Source organism: Nocardioides sp. S5-5, assembly GCF_054954065.1.
Genome location: NZ_CP199913.1, coordinates 3,583,306 through 3,598,820, shown reverse-complemented (window position 1 = coordinate 3,598,820; position 15,515 = coordinate 3,583,306). Strand labels below are relative to the sequence as shown.

The window sequence follows — 15,515 nt, the reverse complement described above, 5'->3', positions numbered from 1 at the left end:
TGATGGATCTGATGAGAAAGACGAACGGAGACTGACCGTGGAGCACATCGACGAGAACGCCCTGCGCGAGGCTGCCCAGCAGTTCGCCACGGACGGGATCGACGTCGTCCGCATCGGCTACAGCGACCTGATCGGCACCGAGCGTGGCCGAGACGTCCTGGCCGACCGGTTCGACCGGACCGTCGGGGACGGGGTCGCGTTCTGCCGCTCGGTCTACGCCACCTCGCCGATGGGCGACGTCATCGACATCGCCGGCGGCCTCTCGGCGGGCCTGCCCGACATCGTCGTGGTGCCCGACCTCGCCACGGTGCGGTCGGTGCCGTGGGAGCCGGGCGTCGCCCACGTCATCGCCGACGTCTACAACCCCGACGGCTCGCCGTCCGAGGAGAGCCCGCGCCAGGTGCTCAAGCGGGTCGTCGACCGGTTCGCCGAGCTGGGGATGCAGCCTGTCGTCGGCCCCGAGCTGGAGTTCTACGTGCTCGAGGAGGACGAGACCAAGCCCAACGGCTGGCGCCGGTACGGTGACGCCACCGGCAACGTCTACGTCTCGGGCCTCAAGGGCGACCCCGAGAACACGCTGATCGCGTCGCTGCGCGAGCTGGCGGCGTACGGCCTCGACGTGGTCGCCGCCAACCACGAGTTCTCGGGCGGCCAGTTCGAGATCAACCTGTGGCACTCCGAGGCCCTCGACGCAGCGGACCGCGCGTTCCGGTTCAAGACGGCGGTGCAGGAGCTGTCGCGACGGCGCGGCAAGATGGCGACCTTCATGGCCAAGCCGTTCAACGACGAGGGCGGCTCCGGCTTCCACATCCACTTCAGCACCGTCGACAGCGAGGGCACACCGCTCTTCGACGACCCGGACGGCGTCGACGGGCTCTCCGAGATCGGCCGGGCCGCGATCGCCGGCGTGCTCGCCCACGCCCCGGCGCTGGCCGCCCTGCACAACCCGACGATCAACTCCTACAAGCGGTTCGGGCCCGACACCCTCGCGCCGTGGCTGGTCGACTGGGGTCTCGACAACCGCAGCGCCATGGTCCGGATCCCGCCCGAGCGCGGTCGCGCCTCGCGGATGGAGCTGCGCCTCGGCGACGCCTCCGCGAACCCGTACCTCGCCATCGCCAGCCTGCTCGCGGCGGCGTACCTCGGCATCCGCGACCACCTGAGGCCCCCCGACAAGCTCGAGGGCTACGGCTACGACCCGACCAAGGCCGACCGGCTGCCGGCCGACCTCGGCGCCGCGATCGACGCGCTCGAGGAGGACAAGGACCTCGCCGACCTGCTCGGGCCGTCGTTCGTCGAGGCCTTCGTGGCCTACAAGCGCAACGAGCTCGAGCGGTTCGGCCAGTGGGTGACCGACTGGGAGTTCCGGGAGTACGCCTACCACCTGTGAGGTGGTCGGCGAGAGGGGAGAGACAACCGTGACGACGCAACCCATCGTCCGCGAGTTCGAGGCCGACCTGACGGTGGTCGCCGCCGTCGAGGCCGCTGCCGACGTGGTGACGCTGACGCTGGCGGCCGCCGACGGCACGCCGCTGCCGCCGTGGACGCCCGGCGCGCACATCGACCTGGTGCTGGGGGAGGACCTGGTCCGCCAGTACTCCCTGTGCGGCAGCCCCGCCGACACCGGCTGCTACCGGGTCGGCGTGCTCCGCGCGCCCGACAGCCGGGGCGGCTCGAAGGCGGTCCACGCCGAGCTGCACGAGGGCGCCACGGTCCGGGTCCGCGGCCCGCGCAACCACTTCCCGATGGTCGCCTCCCGGCGCTACCTGTTCCTCGCCGGCGGCATCGGCATCACCCCGATGCTGCCGATGATCGCCGAGGCGGAGGCCTCCGGCGCCGAGTGGCGCCTGGTGTACGGCGGCCGCTCGCGCTCCTCAATGGCCTTCCTCGACGAGCTGGCGGCGTACGGCGACAAGGTGAGCCTGCTGCCCCAGGACGAGGCCGGCCTCCCCGACCTCGACGCCCTCCTCGGCGAGGCCACGCCCGACACCCTCGTCTACACCTGTGGGCCGACCGGGCTGCTCGACGCGGTCGAGGAGCGCTGCGCCGCCTCCTGGCCGGCGGGCAGCCTGCACCTGGAGCGGTTCTCGGCCAAGGCGCCTTCGTCGGAGAGCGCCGACACCGCGTTCGAGCTGGTCCTCCAGCGCTCCGGCCTGACCCTCGAGGTGCCGGCCGACAGGTCGATCTTCGAGGTCTGCCGGGAGGCCGGCGTCGGCGTCGTCGGCTCCTGCCTCGAGGGCGTGTGCGGCACCTGCGAGACCGAGGTGATCGAGGGCGACGTCGAGCACCGCGACTCCATCCTCAACGAGGAGGAGAAGGAGTCCAACGAGTTCATGATGATCTGCGTCTCCCGCTGCCGCGGCGACCGGCTGACACTGGACCTGTGACGGGAGCCTTGAGATGAGAGACCGCAGCACCGGCTACCCGCGCAACGCCTGGTACGCCCTCGCCGCGTCCGCCGAGGTCGGCTCGACCCCGCTCGGCACCCGCGCGCTCGACACGCCCGTCGTCTTGTACCGGGCCGGCGACGGCTCCGTGGTCGCCCTCGGCGACCGCGACGCCCACCGCCCCTACCCGCTCAGCCTCGGCCACGTCGACGGCGACACCATCGTGTCCGGGTACTCCGGCTTCGCCTACGACCGCACCGGCACCTGCGTCCGGGTCCCCTCCCAGGCCCAGGTGCCCTACGGCGCCCGGGTGCCGTCGTACCCGGTGGTGGAGGAGGGCGACCTGGTCTGGGTCTGGCTCGGCGAGCCGTCCCTGGCTGCGCTGCGTCCCCCCGTCCCGACGCCGTGGCTGTCCGACGCCGCGTGGGACACCTTCGGCGGCCAGTGGGAGACCGCTGCCGGCATCGGGCTGCTCCACGACAATTTCGCCGACATCACCCACGTCGCCGTCGTCGACCCGGTCATCTCGCCGCCCGTGCTGACCGGCGTCGCGCCCGCGCTCGAGGTGGAGCTCACCGAGACCACCGTCCACTTCCACCGCGACTGGCCCGCCGCCCCCATGCCCGAGTGGCAGGCCAAGATCTCCGGCGCGTCCACCACGGCCTCGTACCCGCAGCGTGAGGAGGGCGCCTTCCTGGCCCCCGGCCTGTGGGCCGACCGCTGGGACGTGCTGCTGCCCGAGTCGGACGGCGGGGTGCAGACCTTCCGGTTCACGCACGCCGTGACCCCCGTCGGCGCCCGCCACACCCGCCACCTGTGGCGCGTCAGCCGCAACTTCGCCCCCGGCGCCGAGGCCTCCGACGCGCTGCGGCCGATCTTCGAGTCCTACTACCTCAAGGTCCGCGAGATCCTCGAGACCATGCAGCAGGTCATCGACCGCGACGGGTACGGCGAGGACGTCAACGTCGCCGCCGACCTGGCGGCGCTGCAGGTGCGCAAGATCCTGCGACGGCTGGTGGCGGACGAGGGCTGAGCCCACCGGCCCCGCCCGCGCGCAACGAGGCCCCGCCACCCGAGCAGGGTGGCGGGGCCTCGTGCTGTCTACGAAGGGGAAGTCCTCAGTCGTTGGTGGTGACCTTGACCGGCAGCGTCTTGATGCCGTTGACGAAGTTGCTGCGCACCCGTCGTACGTCGCCGTTCAGCTCGATCGAGGCGAGTCGCGGGATCAGCTCCTCGAACATCAGCCGGATCTCCATCCGGGCCAGGTTGTTGCCCATGCACAGGTGCGGGCTGCCCTTGCCGAAGGTGACGTGGTCGATGTTGTTGCGGGTGACGTCGAAGTCGTAGGGGTTCTCGAAGACGTCCTCGTCGCGGTTGCCGGAGGCGAACCACATGACGACCTTGTCGCCTTCCTTGATCTGCTGGCCGCCGAGCTCGACGTCGCGAGTGGCGGTGCGGCGGAAGTGGTAGACGGGGGAGGCCCAGCGCAGGAACTCCTCGACGGCGTCGGGGATGAGCGACGGGTCGGCCTGGAGCCTGGCGAGCTGCTCGGGGTGCTCGATGAGGGCGAGCATCGAGTGGGTGATGGTGTGGCGGGTGGTCTCGTTGCCGGCGACGACGAGGAGCAGGAAGTACGAGTCGTACTCGGAGGCCGACATGGCCTGGCCGTCCTCGGGGATCTTGTTGACCAGCTGGCTGACCAGGTCGGTGCCGTCGCCGCCCTTGCGGCCCGCGGCGAGCTCGCGCCCGTAGTCGAAGACCTCCTGCGAGACGGGGGAGCGGAACGGCAGGTGCTTGTACTGCTCGCTCTCCGCGTCGGAGATCAGGATCTTGGCGTGCTCGGGGTCGGAGAACCCGATGATCTCGTTGCCCCAGTCGATGAGCTGCCCGGTCTTCTCCTGGGGTACGTCGAGCAGCCGGGCCAGCACCTGGATCGGGAAGTCGGCGCTGACGTCGGCGACGAAGTCGAACTCGCCCTTGGCCAGGGCCGCGTCGACGGTGGCGCGGGTGATGTCGCGCAGCAGCTCCTCGTAGTTGCGCATCAGGTTCGGCCGGCTGAACTCGCGCGAGATGAGCTTGCGCAGCGCGCGGTGGCGCAGGCCGTCCATCTCGAGGATGGAGCGGCGGGCCTCCTGCAGCTCGGGCTCGACCTCCTCGAGGTTGACGAAGTTGGTGGAGGTGAAGGTCTCGGGGTCCTTGTCGACCTCGCAGATGTCGGCGTGCCTCGTCACGGCCCAGAAGCCGTGGCCACCGTCGGTCTCGCGCTGCCAGAACACCGGCGCCTCCGCGCGGAGGGTGTCGAGCATGCCCCAGGCCTCGGGCCCGGAGAAGCGGTCCAGGTCGACCAGGTCGACGTCGGCCAGCGGGACGTACGGCGGCTTGTCCACGGCGGTTTCTCCATCTGCTCGGGGGTGGATCGGTAGATCGTTTGGATCCGAACAATATCTCCCGAAAATGTCGGGCGCAAGGGTGGTCTTTCGTCCCTGGGGTGGCTATCGTACGGATCCGAACGACTTGCACATCCTCGACCGGAGCTGAGGCCCGATGAACGACATGAAGGGGTTCTTCTTCCCCCGCACCGAGACCGGCCAGTCCTCGCTGATCCCGTCTCCGCCGTGGTACTACTCCGGCGACCTGCTGACGGTGGAGTACCGCACGGACCCGGCTCGCGTCGCCGAGCTGCTGCCCGCGCCGCTCGAGCTCGCGCCGGAGGACCCGGGCGCGGTCGCGCTGATCTGGGCCGACTGGCAGTCCTGCTCCGGCACCCGCGAGGAGCTGCTCGACCCGGTCCGCTCGCAGTACAAGGAGGCGTTCGTCGTCGTCCGCTGCGCCTTCGAGGGCGTGACCTACTCCCGCTGTGTCTACATCTGGGTCGACAAGGACTTCGCGATCGCCCGCGGCATGCACCAGGGTTACCCGAAGAAGCTCGGCTCGATGTGGCAGACCCGCCCGCACCCGTTCTCCCACGCGGCCCCGCAGGTCGCCCCGGGCGGCGTCTTCGGCGCCACGCTGGCCGCCGGCGACCGTCGCCTCGCACAGGCCGTGCTGACCCTCACCGAGGAGTCGCCGACCAACGGCTTCGTCAACGGCCACCCGATGGCCCACCACCGTGTCTACCCGGGCATCGAGAAGGGCAGCCCCGACGCGTACGCCGAGCTCATCGCCTCCGGCTCCAGCTCCTTCGAGGCGGGTCCGGCCTACACCGGCGACGTCGAGCTCGAGCTGTTCGAGTCGCCGACCGAGGAGCTGCACCACCTCGAGGTGCAGGAGATCATCGGCGGCTACTACCGCCAGGTCGGTGTCGTCTGGGATGGCGGCACGTCGCTGGCGACCCTCACCGACCGCCGGTCGGAGGCGGCCCGATGAGTGAGCACCCCGACAACAAGGCCGTCGTCGAGGGCGTCGAGGTCGACACCCGCCACTGGATCGGCGGACAGCGCGTCGCGTCCGCCACCACCTTCACCGACGTCTCCCCGATCGACGAGACCCCGCTCGCCGAGGTCCACGCCGGTACGGCGACCGAGGTCGACGCAGCGGTCGCGGCCGCCCGCGATGCCTTCCCCGCGTGGGCGGCCCTGTCGGTCAAGGAGCGCAGTGACATCCTGCGCGCCGTCGCCGACGGCATCGAGGCTCGCATCGAGGACCTGTCGGTCGTCGAGACCCGCGACAACGGCTCGCTGCTGCGCAGCCACCGCCGGGGCGTCATGCCCCGCGTCGCGATGAACTTCCGCGCCTTCGCCGACTACGCCGAGCACCAGCTCGGCCACCCCGACATGGAGGTGCCGGGCCGCGGCCACCGCGAGCGGATCAGCTACGACCCGGCCGGCGTCGTCGCGATCATCACACCCTGGAACGCGCCGCTGATGCTCGCCAGCTGGCGGATCGGTCCTGCGCTCGCCGCCGGCAACACGGTCGTCGTCAAGCCGCCGGAGTGGGCGCCGCTGACCGCGAGCCTGCTGGCCGACATCATGCACGAGGCGGGCGTGCCCGCGGGGGTGTTCAACGTCGTCCAGGGCACCGGCCTCGAGGCGGGCGCGCCACTGACGGCGCACCCCGACATCAACCGGCTCGCCTTCACCGGCTCGGTCCCGACCGCCGGTGTCATCTCGAAGGCGGCGGCCGCCAACATCGTGCCGCTGTCCTACGAGCTCGGCGGCAAGTCGCCGCTGATCGTCTTCGAGGACGCCGACCTCGACCTCGCCGTCGAGCTCGCGGTCGAGCAGTTCGACAACGCCGGCCAGGTCTGCCTCAAGGCGGCCCGGATGATCGTCCACTCCTCGCTCGCCGAGGAGTTCACCGAGCGGGTCGTCGCGAAGGCCGCGACGCTGGTCCAGGGCGACCCGCGCGACGAGGCCACCGACGTCTCGGCGCTCGTCTCCCGGCGCCACTTCGAGCAGATCTCGGGCTTCGTCGAGCGCGCGCTCGCGGACGGGGCCCGCCCGCTGCTCGGCGGCGGGCCGAACACCGAGCTGGGCGGCCTCTACTACCGTCCGACGATCCTGGTCGACGCCGCACCCGATGCGGAGATCATGACCGAGGAGGTCTTCGGGCCGGTCGTCACGATCGAGACCTTCGAGACCGAGGAGGAGGCGGTGGCGAAGGCCAACGACACCCGGTTCGGTCTGGCCGCGACGCTGGCCACCGGCGACCCCGAGCGGGCCGAGCGGGTCTCCAGGCAGCTGCGCGCCGGCACGGTCTGGGTCAACTGCTTCTTCGTCCGCGACCTCAACGCGCCCTTCGGCGGCAGCGGCCGCTCCGGCATCGGCCGGGAGGGCGGCATCTGGTCGTTCGACTTCTACACCGACATCAAGAACAGCGTCTTCTCGCCGACCGGCTGGGCGGACGCGCAGGGAGGTGGGACCGATGGGTGAGGTCGTCGGCGCGGGACTGATCGCGCACGTCCCCACGATCGTGCTGCCGGAGGCGATCCGGCGCGAGCTCAACGACGGCCGGGACTCCACGCTGGTCTCGGGCCTGCGGCAGCTGCGCCGCGAGGTCTTCGACGTCCTCGACTACGACACCGTCGTCGTCCTCGACTCCCACTGGGCGACCACCGTCGAGTGGGTGGTCACCGCCCAGGACCGCCGCAGCGGCCTGTTCACCTCCGAGGAGCTGCCCCGCGGCATGCAGCGGCGCCACTACGACTTCGCGGGCGACCCGGAGCTGGCGCACCTGATCGCGAGCAAGGCCCCCGAGAACTCCACGTGGATCACCGCGATCGACGACCACAGCCTGCCGATCTTCTACGCCACCACCAACGTGTGGGAGTACCTCGGCCAGGGCCTGCCCGAGAAGCGGTGGATCTCGATCGGCGTGTGCCAGACCGCCGACGGCGAGGACGCGCTGCGCCTGGGCCGGGCCCTCGGCGCCGCGATCGCCGAGTCCGACCGCAAGGTGCTGCTCATCGCCTCCGGCGCGATGTCCCACATGTTCTGGGGCCTGCGCCAGCTGCGCGACCACGAGGCGTCGGGCGTCGAGCACATCTTCTCGCCGGAGGCCGCGGCCGCCGACGCCGAGCGGATCGGCTGGTTCAAGAACGGCGAGCACGCCCGCGTCCTCGACACCATGGACGAGTTCTACAAGTTCAAGCCCGAGGCCCGGTTCCAGCACTACCTGATGATGATCGGCGCCCTCGGCGAGGGCGACTGCACCGCTCCCGGCCGCCAGTACGGCGAGTACGAGAACTCCATCGGCACCGGCCAGGTCCACCTCTGGTTCGACCGTCCCGAGGCTGGCTTCCCCGCCGCCCGCACCACCCCGACCGACCCCGACTACGTCCGCCAGATGGGCGGCCCCGGTGCCGACGTACCGGCCGCCGGCTGAGCCGATCCGAGAGGAACCCACGAGATGACCACCGAGTACCGCCGGATCCTCCTCGACGGCAACGCCGTCGACGTCCGCCGCGACGGCGAGACCCTGGTCGCCGGCGACGGCCGTGCTGTCGCCATCGCCGACGCCACCCACCTGCCGCCCGTGACGCCGAGCAAGATCGTCTGCGTCCACCTCAACTACTCCTCGCGCGTCGAGGAGATGATGACCAAGCTGCCGCCGGCGCCGACCTACTTCCACAAGCCGGTCTCCGCGCTCAACGCGCACGAGTCCGCCGTGGTCCGCCCCCAGGGCTGCAAGTGGCTCAACTACGAAGGCGAGATCGCCATCGTCATCGGCAAGACGGCCCGCAACATCTCGCCCGAGGAGGCCGGCGACTACATCCGTGGCTACTCGATCGGCAACGACTACGGCCTCCACGACTTCCGCGACACCGACTCCGGCTCGATGCTGCGGGTCAAGGGCGCCGACACGCTGTGCCCGATCGGCCCCGGCATCGTCGAGGGCTGGGACTTCCACGACAAGCGGATCCGCACCATCGTGAACGGCGAGGTGCGCCAGGACGGCAACACCCGCGAGATGAAGTGGGACATGCACTACCTCGTCGCCGACATCGCGCGCACGATCACGCTGCAGCCCGGCGACATCTTGATGTCCGGCACCCCGGCCATCTCCCGCACCGTCTACCCCGGCGACGTCGTCGAGGTCGAGGTCGAGGGCCTCGGCACCCTGCGCAACCACATCGTCGAGGGCCCGACGCCGATCCGCAGCGACGTCGGCGCCCAGCCGACGGAGAGCGAGGAGGTCCTCTCGACCGCGCAGGGCGGCGACTGGGAGTTCCGCGGGATCCGCAAGCCCGATCTCTCGAACACCCACTGAGACTGCGCCGTCAGGAAGGACACCGCAGTGCCCGCACCCCGGATGCTGATGATCCTCAGCGAGAACTGGACCATCACCGACGGCCGCAGCCTCGGCGACCTGGTCACCTGGTCGAGGATCGCCGAGGACACCGGCTTCGACGCGGTGATGATCTCCGAGCACGTCGTCCTCGGCCCCGACGCCAGCGACCAGGGGGTGATGGGCAACCCGCGCGACTACGCGATGCCCGGCAACCAGGACCCGCTGATGCCGTGGCCCAACTCGCTGATGCTGTTCTCGGCGATCGCCGCGGTCACCTCGCGGATCCGACTGGTCGGCGCCGCGGTGCTCGCGCCGCTGCGCCACCCGCTGATGCTGGCCCGTGAGCTCGGCACCCTCGACCTGATCTCCGAGGGCCGGCTGGTCGTCCAGCCGAGCGTGAGCTGGAGCAGGGACGAGTACGACGCGCTCGGCGTACCGTTCCGGGAGCGCGGCCGGATCCTCGACGAGCAGCTCGAGGTGATGGACCTGGTCTTCAGGCAGTCGCCGGCCACCCACCACGGCCACTACTTCGACTTCGCGGACATCTACCTCGAGCCGAAGGCGTTCCGCCCCGACGGGCCGCGGATGTGGTTCGGCGGGCAGCGGGCGCACGGCGCGGTCGTGGAGCGGCTGGTCAGGTACGGCCACGGCTTCCACCCGCTCGGTCGGCCGACGCCCGCGGACCTGCAGGTGATCCGGGACGCGATGGCCGCCGCCGACCGCGACATCGCCGAGCTGGAGATGGTCGGGGGAGTGCGCTACGCGTTCCCCGACGACCACTCGCCGGCCGACCTGGCGGCGTCGATGGACTCGATCCCCGAGCAGCTCGAGCAGGGCTTCACCACGATCTGCATCAAGCCGTCGATGTACATCGACGACAAGAGCGAGATCGAGGCGTTCTGCAAGGACGTGATGAAGCGGGCGGAGGCGATGGGCTGATGGCCGACCCGAAGCGGCTGCTGGTCATCGGGCACGACTACCTCGAGACCGCCGGCTCGATCGAGGGCCGCTTCGTCGAGCGCGGCTACGAGATCGACAGCGTGCGCGTGGTCCCCTCGGACCGCTTCGACGACCCCGGCGTGGACTTCGACTTCCCCGACCCGCGTGCGTACGGCGCCGTCCTGGTGCTCGGCGCACGGTGGAGCTCCTACAGCGACGCGGTCGCGTCCTGGGTGAAGCCGGAGACCGAGCTGCTGCAGGCCGCCGACGACGCCGGGATCCCGGTCTTCGGCATCTGCTTCGGCGGCCAGATGCTCGCGCAGGCGCACGGCGGCGAGGTCGTCGCGTCACCGGTGCCGGAGGTCGGACCGCACGTCGTGTCCGGCGTACCGGCCGTCGCCGGGATCTGGACCCAGTGGCACTACGACCGGTTCGTGCCGCCGCCGGACGCGACCGTGGTCGGGGTCAACGCGGCCGCGCCCCAGGCGTTCGTGCTGCGCCGCAACCTGGCCGTGCAGTTCCACCCCGAGATCGACGCCGACAGCTTCGAGCTCTGGCTGCGCGACGGCGGCGAGCAGGACGCTCGCGACCGTGGGCTCGACCCGCAGGTGCTGGCCGAGCACGTCCGCTCGCTCGACGCCGACATCCGGGTGCGGGCGGCGGCGCTCGTCGACTACTTCCTCGACGAGGTGGCGGGGCGGTGACGGGAAAGGTCGTCCTCGTCACCGGGGGCGGCACCGGCATCGGCGCCGCTGTCGCGCGGCTGCTCGCCGCGGGCGGTGATCAGGTGGTCGTCTGCGGTCGCCGCGAGGCTCCGCTGCGGGCAGTGGCCGAGGAGACCGGCGCCCACGTCGTCGTCGCCGACGTCAGCGAGCCCTCCGGTGTGGAGCGGGTCGTCGACGACACCGTCGCCGCCTTCGGCCGGCTCGACGGGCTCGTGCTCAATCACGGGATCATCCACGTCGGCCGGGTCGACGAGGTCACCCCCGAGCAGTGGGACGACACGATCCGGGTCAACCTCACCTCGCCGTTCCTGCTGGTCCGGGCCGCGCTGCCGCACCTGCTGGCCGTCCGCGGGTCCGTCGTCGCCGTCTCCTCGGTCGCCGCGCTCCGCGCCGCCGACGGGATGGCCGCGTACTCCGCCAGCAAGGCCGGCCTGCTGCTGCTCACCCAGTCCCTGGCCGTCGACCACGGCCGCGACGGGCTGCGCGCCAACGCGATCTGCCCCGGCTGGACCGCCACCGAGATGGGCGACCTGGAGATGGCCGAGCTCGGTGCGGCCCGCGGGCTCTCGGTGCCCGACGCCTACCGGCTCGCCACGGCCGTCGTACCGCAGCGCCGGGCGGCGCAGCCCGAGGAGATCGCCGCGACGGTCGGCTGGCTGCTGTCCGACGCGGCGTCGTACGTCAACGGCGTGGTCCTGCCTGTCGACGGCGGCTCGTGCGTCGTCGACCCCGGCACCCTCGCCCTCGATCCCCGCGTGTCCGTCGACCTGTCCCAGGAGTCCTGATGAGCAAGTACGCCGTCCGCAACCCCGCCACCGGCGAGGTGCTGGAGACCTACCCGAGTGCCACCGACGCGGAGGTCACGGCGGCGGTCGAGGCCGCCGCGAACGCCCACGAGGCCTGGGGGCGGCGTACGGCGGTGGCCGAGCGCGCCGCTGCGGTCGCCCGGGTCGCCGCGCTGCACCGCGAGCGGGCCGACGAGCTCGCCGAGGCGATCAACCTCGAGATGGGCAAGGCGCTGGGCGCCGCGAAGGGCGAGGTGCTCTTCTCCGCCGACATCTACCAGTACTACGCCGACCGCGCCGAGACCCTGCTCGCCGACCAGCCGATCGAGCTGCTCGGCGGCGACGGCCACGCCCTGATCCGCCGCCAGTCGGTCGGCGCGCTGCTCGGGATCATGCCGTGGAACTACCCGGTCTACCAGGTCGCCCGCTTCGCCGCGCCCAACCTGCTGCTCGGCAACACCATCGTCCTCAAGCACGCTGCCCAGTGCCCGCGCTCGGCCGCGCTGCAGGAGCAGATCTTCAAGGACGCGGGCCTGCCCGCCGGCGCCTACGTCAACGTCTACGCGACCAGCGAGCAGATCGCCGAGGTCATCGCCGACCCGCGCATCCACGGCGTCTCGCTCACCGGCTCCGAGCGCGCCGGCTCGATCATCGGCGAGCTCGCCGGCAAGCACCTGAAGAAGTGCGTCCTCGAGCTCGGCGGCGCCGATCCGTTCGTGCTGCTCTCGACCGACGACCTCGCTTCGGCCGTCGACGACGCCCTGTCCGCCCGCACCGGCAACGTCGGCCAGGCCTGCAACGGAGCCAAGCGCTTCGTGGTCGTCGACGACCTGTACGACGCCTTCGTCGGCCTGCTCAACGACAAGATCGCCACCGCCGGCACCGGCGCCCCGCTGTCCTCGGTCGGCGCGGCCGAGGAGCTCGCCGCTCAGGTCGCCGCCGCGGTCGCCGCCGGCGCCAGCCTGGTCTCCGCGGGGGAGCGCGACGGCGCCTTCCACCCGGTCGGCGTCCTCACCGACGTGACCCCCGACAACCCGGCCTACCACCAGGAGTTCTTCGGCCCGGTCGCCATGGTCTTCCGCGCCGCCGACGAGGCGGACGCGGTCCGGATCGCCAACGACACGCCGTACGGCCTCGGCTCGTACGTCTACACCACCGATTCCGAGCAGGCCGACCGCGTCGCCAGCGCGCTCGAGGTCGGCATGGTGTTCGTCAACGGCGTCGGCCTCGAGGCGGTCGAGCTGCCGTTCGGCGGGGTCCGGCTGTCCGGCTACGGTCGCGAGCTCGGCACCCTCGGCATCGACGAGTTCGTCAACAAGAAGATGATCCGGGTGGCTCGCTGAGCGTCGGTTTCTCAAGGGATGCAGCCCGACCTGCGCTTCCCTATTCAAATTTGAACGGGGAAGCGTCGGTTCTCCTGCATCCCTTGAGAAACCCGACCCAGGCAGTTCCACCCCCTCAGGCCCGCCGCCCAGAACCACAGCCCACCAGACGCAGCGCCAGATCCGAGTAGTAGTCGCCGATCTGGGTGGGGGACCATTCGCCGTCCTCGCGGTACCAGCGGGCGACGTCGACACCGAGCGAGGCGAGGGCGGTCGCCGCGAGAGCCGGGTCCGGGGTGTCGAACACGCCGGCGGCCACGCCCTCGCGGACCAGGGCCCGCAGCTCGCGGTCGATGCCGGTGCGCAGCTCGTCGATGACCGCGCGATGCTCGTGGCTGAGCGCGGCGAGCTCGTAGTTGAGGATCCGCGCGACGGTGTGGTGGTGGGCGTGGAACTCCGCGAACGCGCGCCCCACCGCCGCGACCTGCGCCACCGGGTCCGTTGCGGACGCGCGGGCCTCGTGGACGGTGTCGAGTGCCTGCTGGTGGCCCTGGCGCGAGATCAGGAAGAGCAGCTCCTCCTTGGACTTGTGATGTACGTAGACCGCGGCGGGGCTCATCCCGGCGGCACCCGCGATGTCGCGGGTGGTCGTGCCGTGGAAGCCCTTCTCGGAGAACGCGGTGACGGCCGCCTCGAGCAGCCGGGCACGGGTCGCCTCGGCGCGGGACGGGGGCGTCGTCATCGTCGTACCTCCGGGTCTTGACGGGGTTCGGGGACTCCGGGCAGACTCAGGCTACACGCTAAGCAAGCGCTTAGTAACCTGATGCGAAGCGAGGCAGTCAGTGAGCAGCAGATTCGAGGGCAGGACCGCCATCGTCACCGGGGCGAGCCGGGGGATCGGGCTCGCGATCGCCGAGCGGCTGGTCGCCGAGGGCGCCCGGGTGGTCATCACCGGTCGCGGCAAGGGGGCTCTCGACGAGGCCGTGGTCGGGCTCGGCGGGCCGTCGGTCGCGCTGGGCGTGGCGGGCCGGGCCGACGACGCGGAGCACCAGGCCGACGTCGTCCGCCAGGCCATCGAGACCTTCGGCAGCATCGATCTGCTCGTCAACAACACCGGCATCAACCCGGCCTACGGCCCGATGATCGAGCTCGACCTCGACGCCGCGCGCAAGATCGTCGAGGTCAACGTGCTGGCCGCCCTGGCCTGGACCCAGCGCGTCCACCAGGCGTGGATGAAGGAGCACGGCGGCGCGGTCGTCAACGTCTCCTCCGCGACGGGGGTGAAGCCGGCCCCCGGCATCGGCATGTATGGCGCCAGCAAGGCCATGCTCATCTCGATGACCGAGCTGCTGGCCGTCGAGCTCGGTCCCGACATCCGGGTGAACGCCGTCGCGCCCGCGGTCGTGAAGACCAAGTTCGCGGGCGCGCTCTACGAGGGCCGCGAGAGCGACGTCGCCGCGCAGTACCCGCTCAAGCGGCTCGGCGTGCCCGACGACGTCGGCAGCGTCGTCGCCCTCCTGCTCTCCGACGACGCCGCGTGGGTGACCGGCCAGACCGTCGTCATCGACGGCGGCGTCACGCTGACCGGAGGCATCGAGTGAATCCGCCCGGACTCGACCTCGACGCCCTCGGCGCCTGGCTGGCCACCGCCGTCCCGGGCGCCGGCAGCTCGCTCACCGCGGAGCTGATCGCGGGCGGCAAGTCGAACCTGACCTTCGCCGTCTCCGACGGCACCTCCGAGTGGATCGTGCGGCGCCCGCCGCTCGGCCACGTGCTGGCGACCGCCCACGACATGGGTCGCGAGTACCGCGTCATGTCGGCGCTCCAGGGCAGCGCCGTCCCGGTGCCGCGCACCGACGCGTTCTGCGCCGACACCGCCGTGGTCGGCGCGGAGTTCTACGTGATGGAGCGGTGCGCCGGCACGCCGTACCGTCGCGCGTCGGAGCTCGTCGAGCTGGGCGCCGAGCGCACCCGCGCGATCTCCGAGCGGATCGTCGACATCCTCGCCGCCCTCCACGCAGTGGATCCGGCACAGGTCGGACTCGGCGACTTCGGCCGTCCCGAGGGCTTCCTCGGCCGCCAGGTCGGGCGCTGGCGCAAGCAGCTCGACGCCTCCCGCACCCGCGACCTGCCCGCCGCCGACGAGCTGCACCGGAGGCTGGCCGCGTCGGTCCCCGCCGAGTCGACGACCGGCATCGTCCACGGCGACTTCCGGCTCGACAACGTGCTGATCGACACCGCCGCCGGGGACCGGGCGACCGCCGTACTGGACTGGGAGATGGCGACTCTCGGCGACCCGCTCACGGACCTCGCGCTGATGCTGACCTACCACCGGCTCGGCGAGTCCATCGGTGAGGCGGTCACCGACGCCTCGACGGCTCCGGGCTTCCTGTCCGAGGGCGAGATCGTCGCGCGATACGCCGCCGCCAGCGACCGCGACCTGTCCGGCTTCGGCTGGTACCTCGGCCTCGCGGCCTTCAAGCTCGCCGCCATCCTGGAGGGCATCCACTACCGCTACCTCGCCGGCCAGACCGTCGGCGAGGGGTTCGACGACATCGGCGCCGCGATCTATCCGCTGCTCGACGCCGGCCTCACCGCACTGCGCTGAAACTATTGGAGGAAGATGTG

15 protein-coding genes are annotated in these 15,515 nt (G+C 71.4%); 13 read left to right on the top strand and 2 right to left on the bottom strand.

Annotation, left to right across the window (positions count from 1 at the left end; all coding sequences use genetic code 11):
* Positions 1-37: 37 nt before the first annotated feature.
* Genes ACUP6Y_RS17260 through ACUP6Y_RS17250 form a run of 3 tightly spaced genes read left to right on the top strand, consistent with a single transcriptional unit; the run spans position 38 to position 3,420 of the window.
* Complete coding sequence (locus tag ACUP6Y_RS17260; protein ID WP_462552048.1) at positions 38-1,390, top strand: glutamine synthetase family protein; 1,353 nt, start codon at positions 38-40, stop codon at positions 1,388-1,390.
* Positions 1,391-1,418: 28 nt separating this feature from the next.
* Positions 1,419-2,387, top strand: coding sequence for a PDR/VanB family oxidoreductase (locus tag ACUP6Y_RS17255; RefSeq protein ID WP_462552047.1), 969 nt, complete (start codon positions 1,419-1,421; stop codon positions 2,385-2,387).
* A 13-nt stretch (positions 2,388-2,400) separates the two neighbouring features.
* Positions 2,401-3,420 carry a Rieske 2Fe-2S domain-containing protein gene (locus tag ACUP6Y_RS17250; RefSeq protein ID WP_462552046.1) on the top strand — a complete coding sequence of 340 codons (1,020 nt, stop codon included), beginning with the start codon at positions 2,401-2,403 and terminating at the stop codon, positions 3,418-3,420.
* An 85-nt stretch (positions 3,421-3,505) separates the two neighbouring features.
* Here the strand turns inward: ACUP6Y_RS17250 and ACUP6Y_RS17245 are convergent, their stop codons facing one another.
* Positions 3,506-4,774 (bottom strand): cytochrome P450, encoded by a 1,269-nt coding sequence (locus ACUP6Y_RS17245; RefSeq protein WP_462552045.1) that lies wholly within the window; start codon positions 4,772-4,774, stop codon positions 3,506-3,508.
* 157 nt (positions 4,775-4,931) lie between these two features.
* Between ACUP6Y_RS17245 and ACUP6Y_RS17240 the strand changes: the two genes are divergently transcribed.
* From ACUP6Y_RS17240 to ACUP6Y_RS17205, 8 genes are read left to right on the top strand one after another with little or no spacing between them, the layout of a single operon-like run.
* Positions 4,932-5,753, top strand: coding sequence for an acetoacetate decarboxylase family protein (locus ACUP6Y_RS17240; protein ID WP_462552044.1), 822 nt, complete (start codon positions 4,932-4,934; stop codon positions 5,751-5,753).
* The gene (locus tag ACUP6Y_RS17235; RefSeq protein ID WP_462552043.1) at positions 5,750-7,258 is read left to right on the top strand and encodes an aldehyde dehydrogenase family protein; all 1,509 of its coding nucleotides are present in this window, start codon (positions 5,750-5,752) and stop codon (positions 7,256-7,258) included. The genes ACUP6Y_RS17240 and ACUP6Y_RS17235 overlap by 4 nt, the downstream gene beginning before the upstream one ends.
* Entirely contained in the window at positions 7,251-8,210 is a 960-nt protein-coding gene (locus ACUP6Y_RS17230; RefSeq protein WP_462552042.1) for a DODA-type extradiol aromatic ring-opening family dioxygenase, read from the top strand. Before ACUP6Y_RS17235 ends, ACUP6Y_RS17230 begins: the two co-directional genes overlap by 8 nt.
* Before the next feature lie 24 nt (positions 8,211-8,234).
* The gene (locus ACUP6Y_RS17225; protein WP_462552041.1) at positions 8,235-9,095 is read left to right on the top strand and encodes a fumarylacetoacetate hydrolase family protein; all 861 of its coding nucleotides are present in this window, start codon (positions 8,235-8,237) and stop codon (positions 9,093-9,095) included.
* Positions 9,096-9,122: 27 nt separating this feature from the next.
* The gene (locus ACUP6Y_RS17220; RefSeq protein WP_462552040.1) at positions 9,123-10,055 is read left to right on the top strand and encodes a TIGR03619 family F420-dependent LLM class oxidoreductase; all 933 of its coding nucleotides are present in this window, start codon (positions 9,123-9,125) and stop codon (positions 10,053-10,055) included.
* A complete protein-coding gene (locus ACUP6Y_RS17215) occupies positions 10,055-10,759 on the top strand; it encodes a type 1 glutamine amidotransferase (protein ID WP_462552039.1) in 705 nt (234 codons plus the stop codon). Before ACUP6Y_RS17220 ends, ACUP6Y_RS17215 begins: the two co-directional genes overlap by 1 nt.
* Positions 10,756-11,565 carry an SDR family NAD(P)-dependent oxidoreductase gene (locus ACUP6Y_RS17210; protein WP_462552038.1) on the top strand — a complete coding sequence of 270 codons (810 nt, stop codon included), beginning with the start codon at positions 10,756-10,758 and terminating at the stop codon, positions 11,563-11,565. Before ACUP6Y_RS17215 ends, ACUP6Y_RS17210 begins: the two co-directional genes overlap by 4 nt.
* Positions 11,565-12,908, top strand: coding sequence for an aldehyde dehydrogenase family protein (locus tag ACUP6Y_RS17205; protein WP_462552037.1), 1,344 nt, complete (start codon positions 11,565-11,567; stop codon positions 12,906-12,908). Before ACUP6Y_RS17210 ends, ACUP6Y_RS17205 begins: the two co-directional genes overlap by 1 nt.
* A 115-nt stretch (positions 12,909-13,023) precedes the next feature.
* Here ACUP6Y_RS17205 and ACUP6Y_RS17200 read toward each other — a convergent pair whose 3' ends face one another.
* Positions 13,024-13,629, bottom strand: a complete 606-nt coding sequence (locus ACUP6Y_RS17200) for a TetR family transcriptional regulator (RefSeq protein WP_462552036.1) — start codon at positions 13,627-13,629, stop codon at positions 13,024-13,026.
* Between the two features lie 100 nt (positions 13,630-13,729).
* Between ACUP6Y_RS17200 and ACUP6Y_RS17195 the strand changes: the two genes are divergently transcribed.
* On the top strand, positions 13,730-14,488 hold the full coding sequence (locus ACUP6Y_RS17195) for an SDR family oxidoreductase (RefSeq protein WP_462552035.1): 759 nt from the start codon (positions 13,730-13,732) through the stop codon (positions 14,486-14,488).
* Positions 14,485-15,495 carry a phosphotransferase family protein gene (locus ACUP6Y_RS17190; RefSeq protein WP_462552034.1) on the top strand — a complete coding sequence of 337 codons (1,011 nt, stop codon included), beginning with the start codon at positions 14,485-14,487 and terminating at the stop codon, positions 15,493-15,495. The genes ACUP6Y_RS17195 and ACUP6Y_RS17190 overlap by 4 nt, the downstream gene beginning before the upstream one ends.
* The last annotated feature ends 20 nt before the right edge of the window (positions 15,496-15,515 follow it).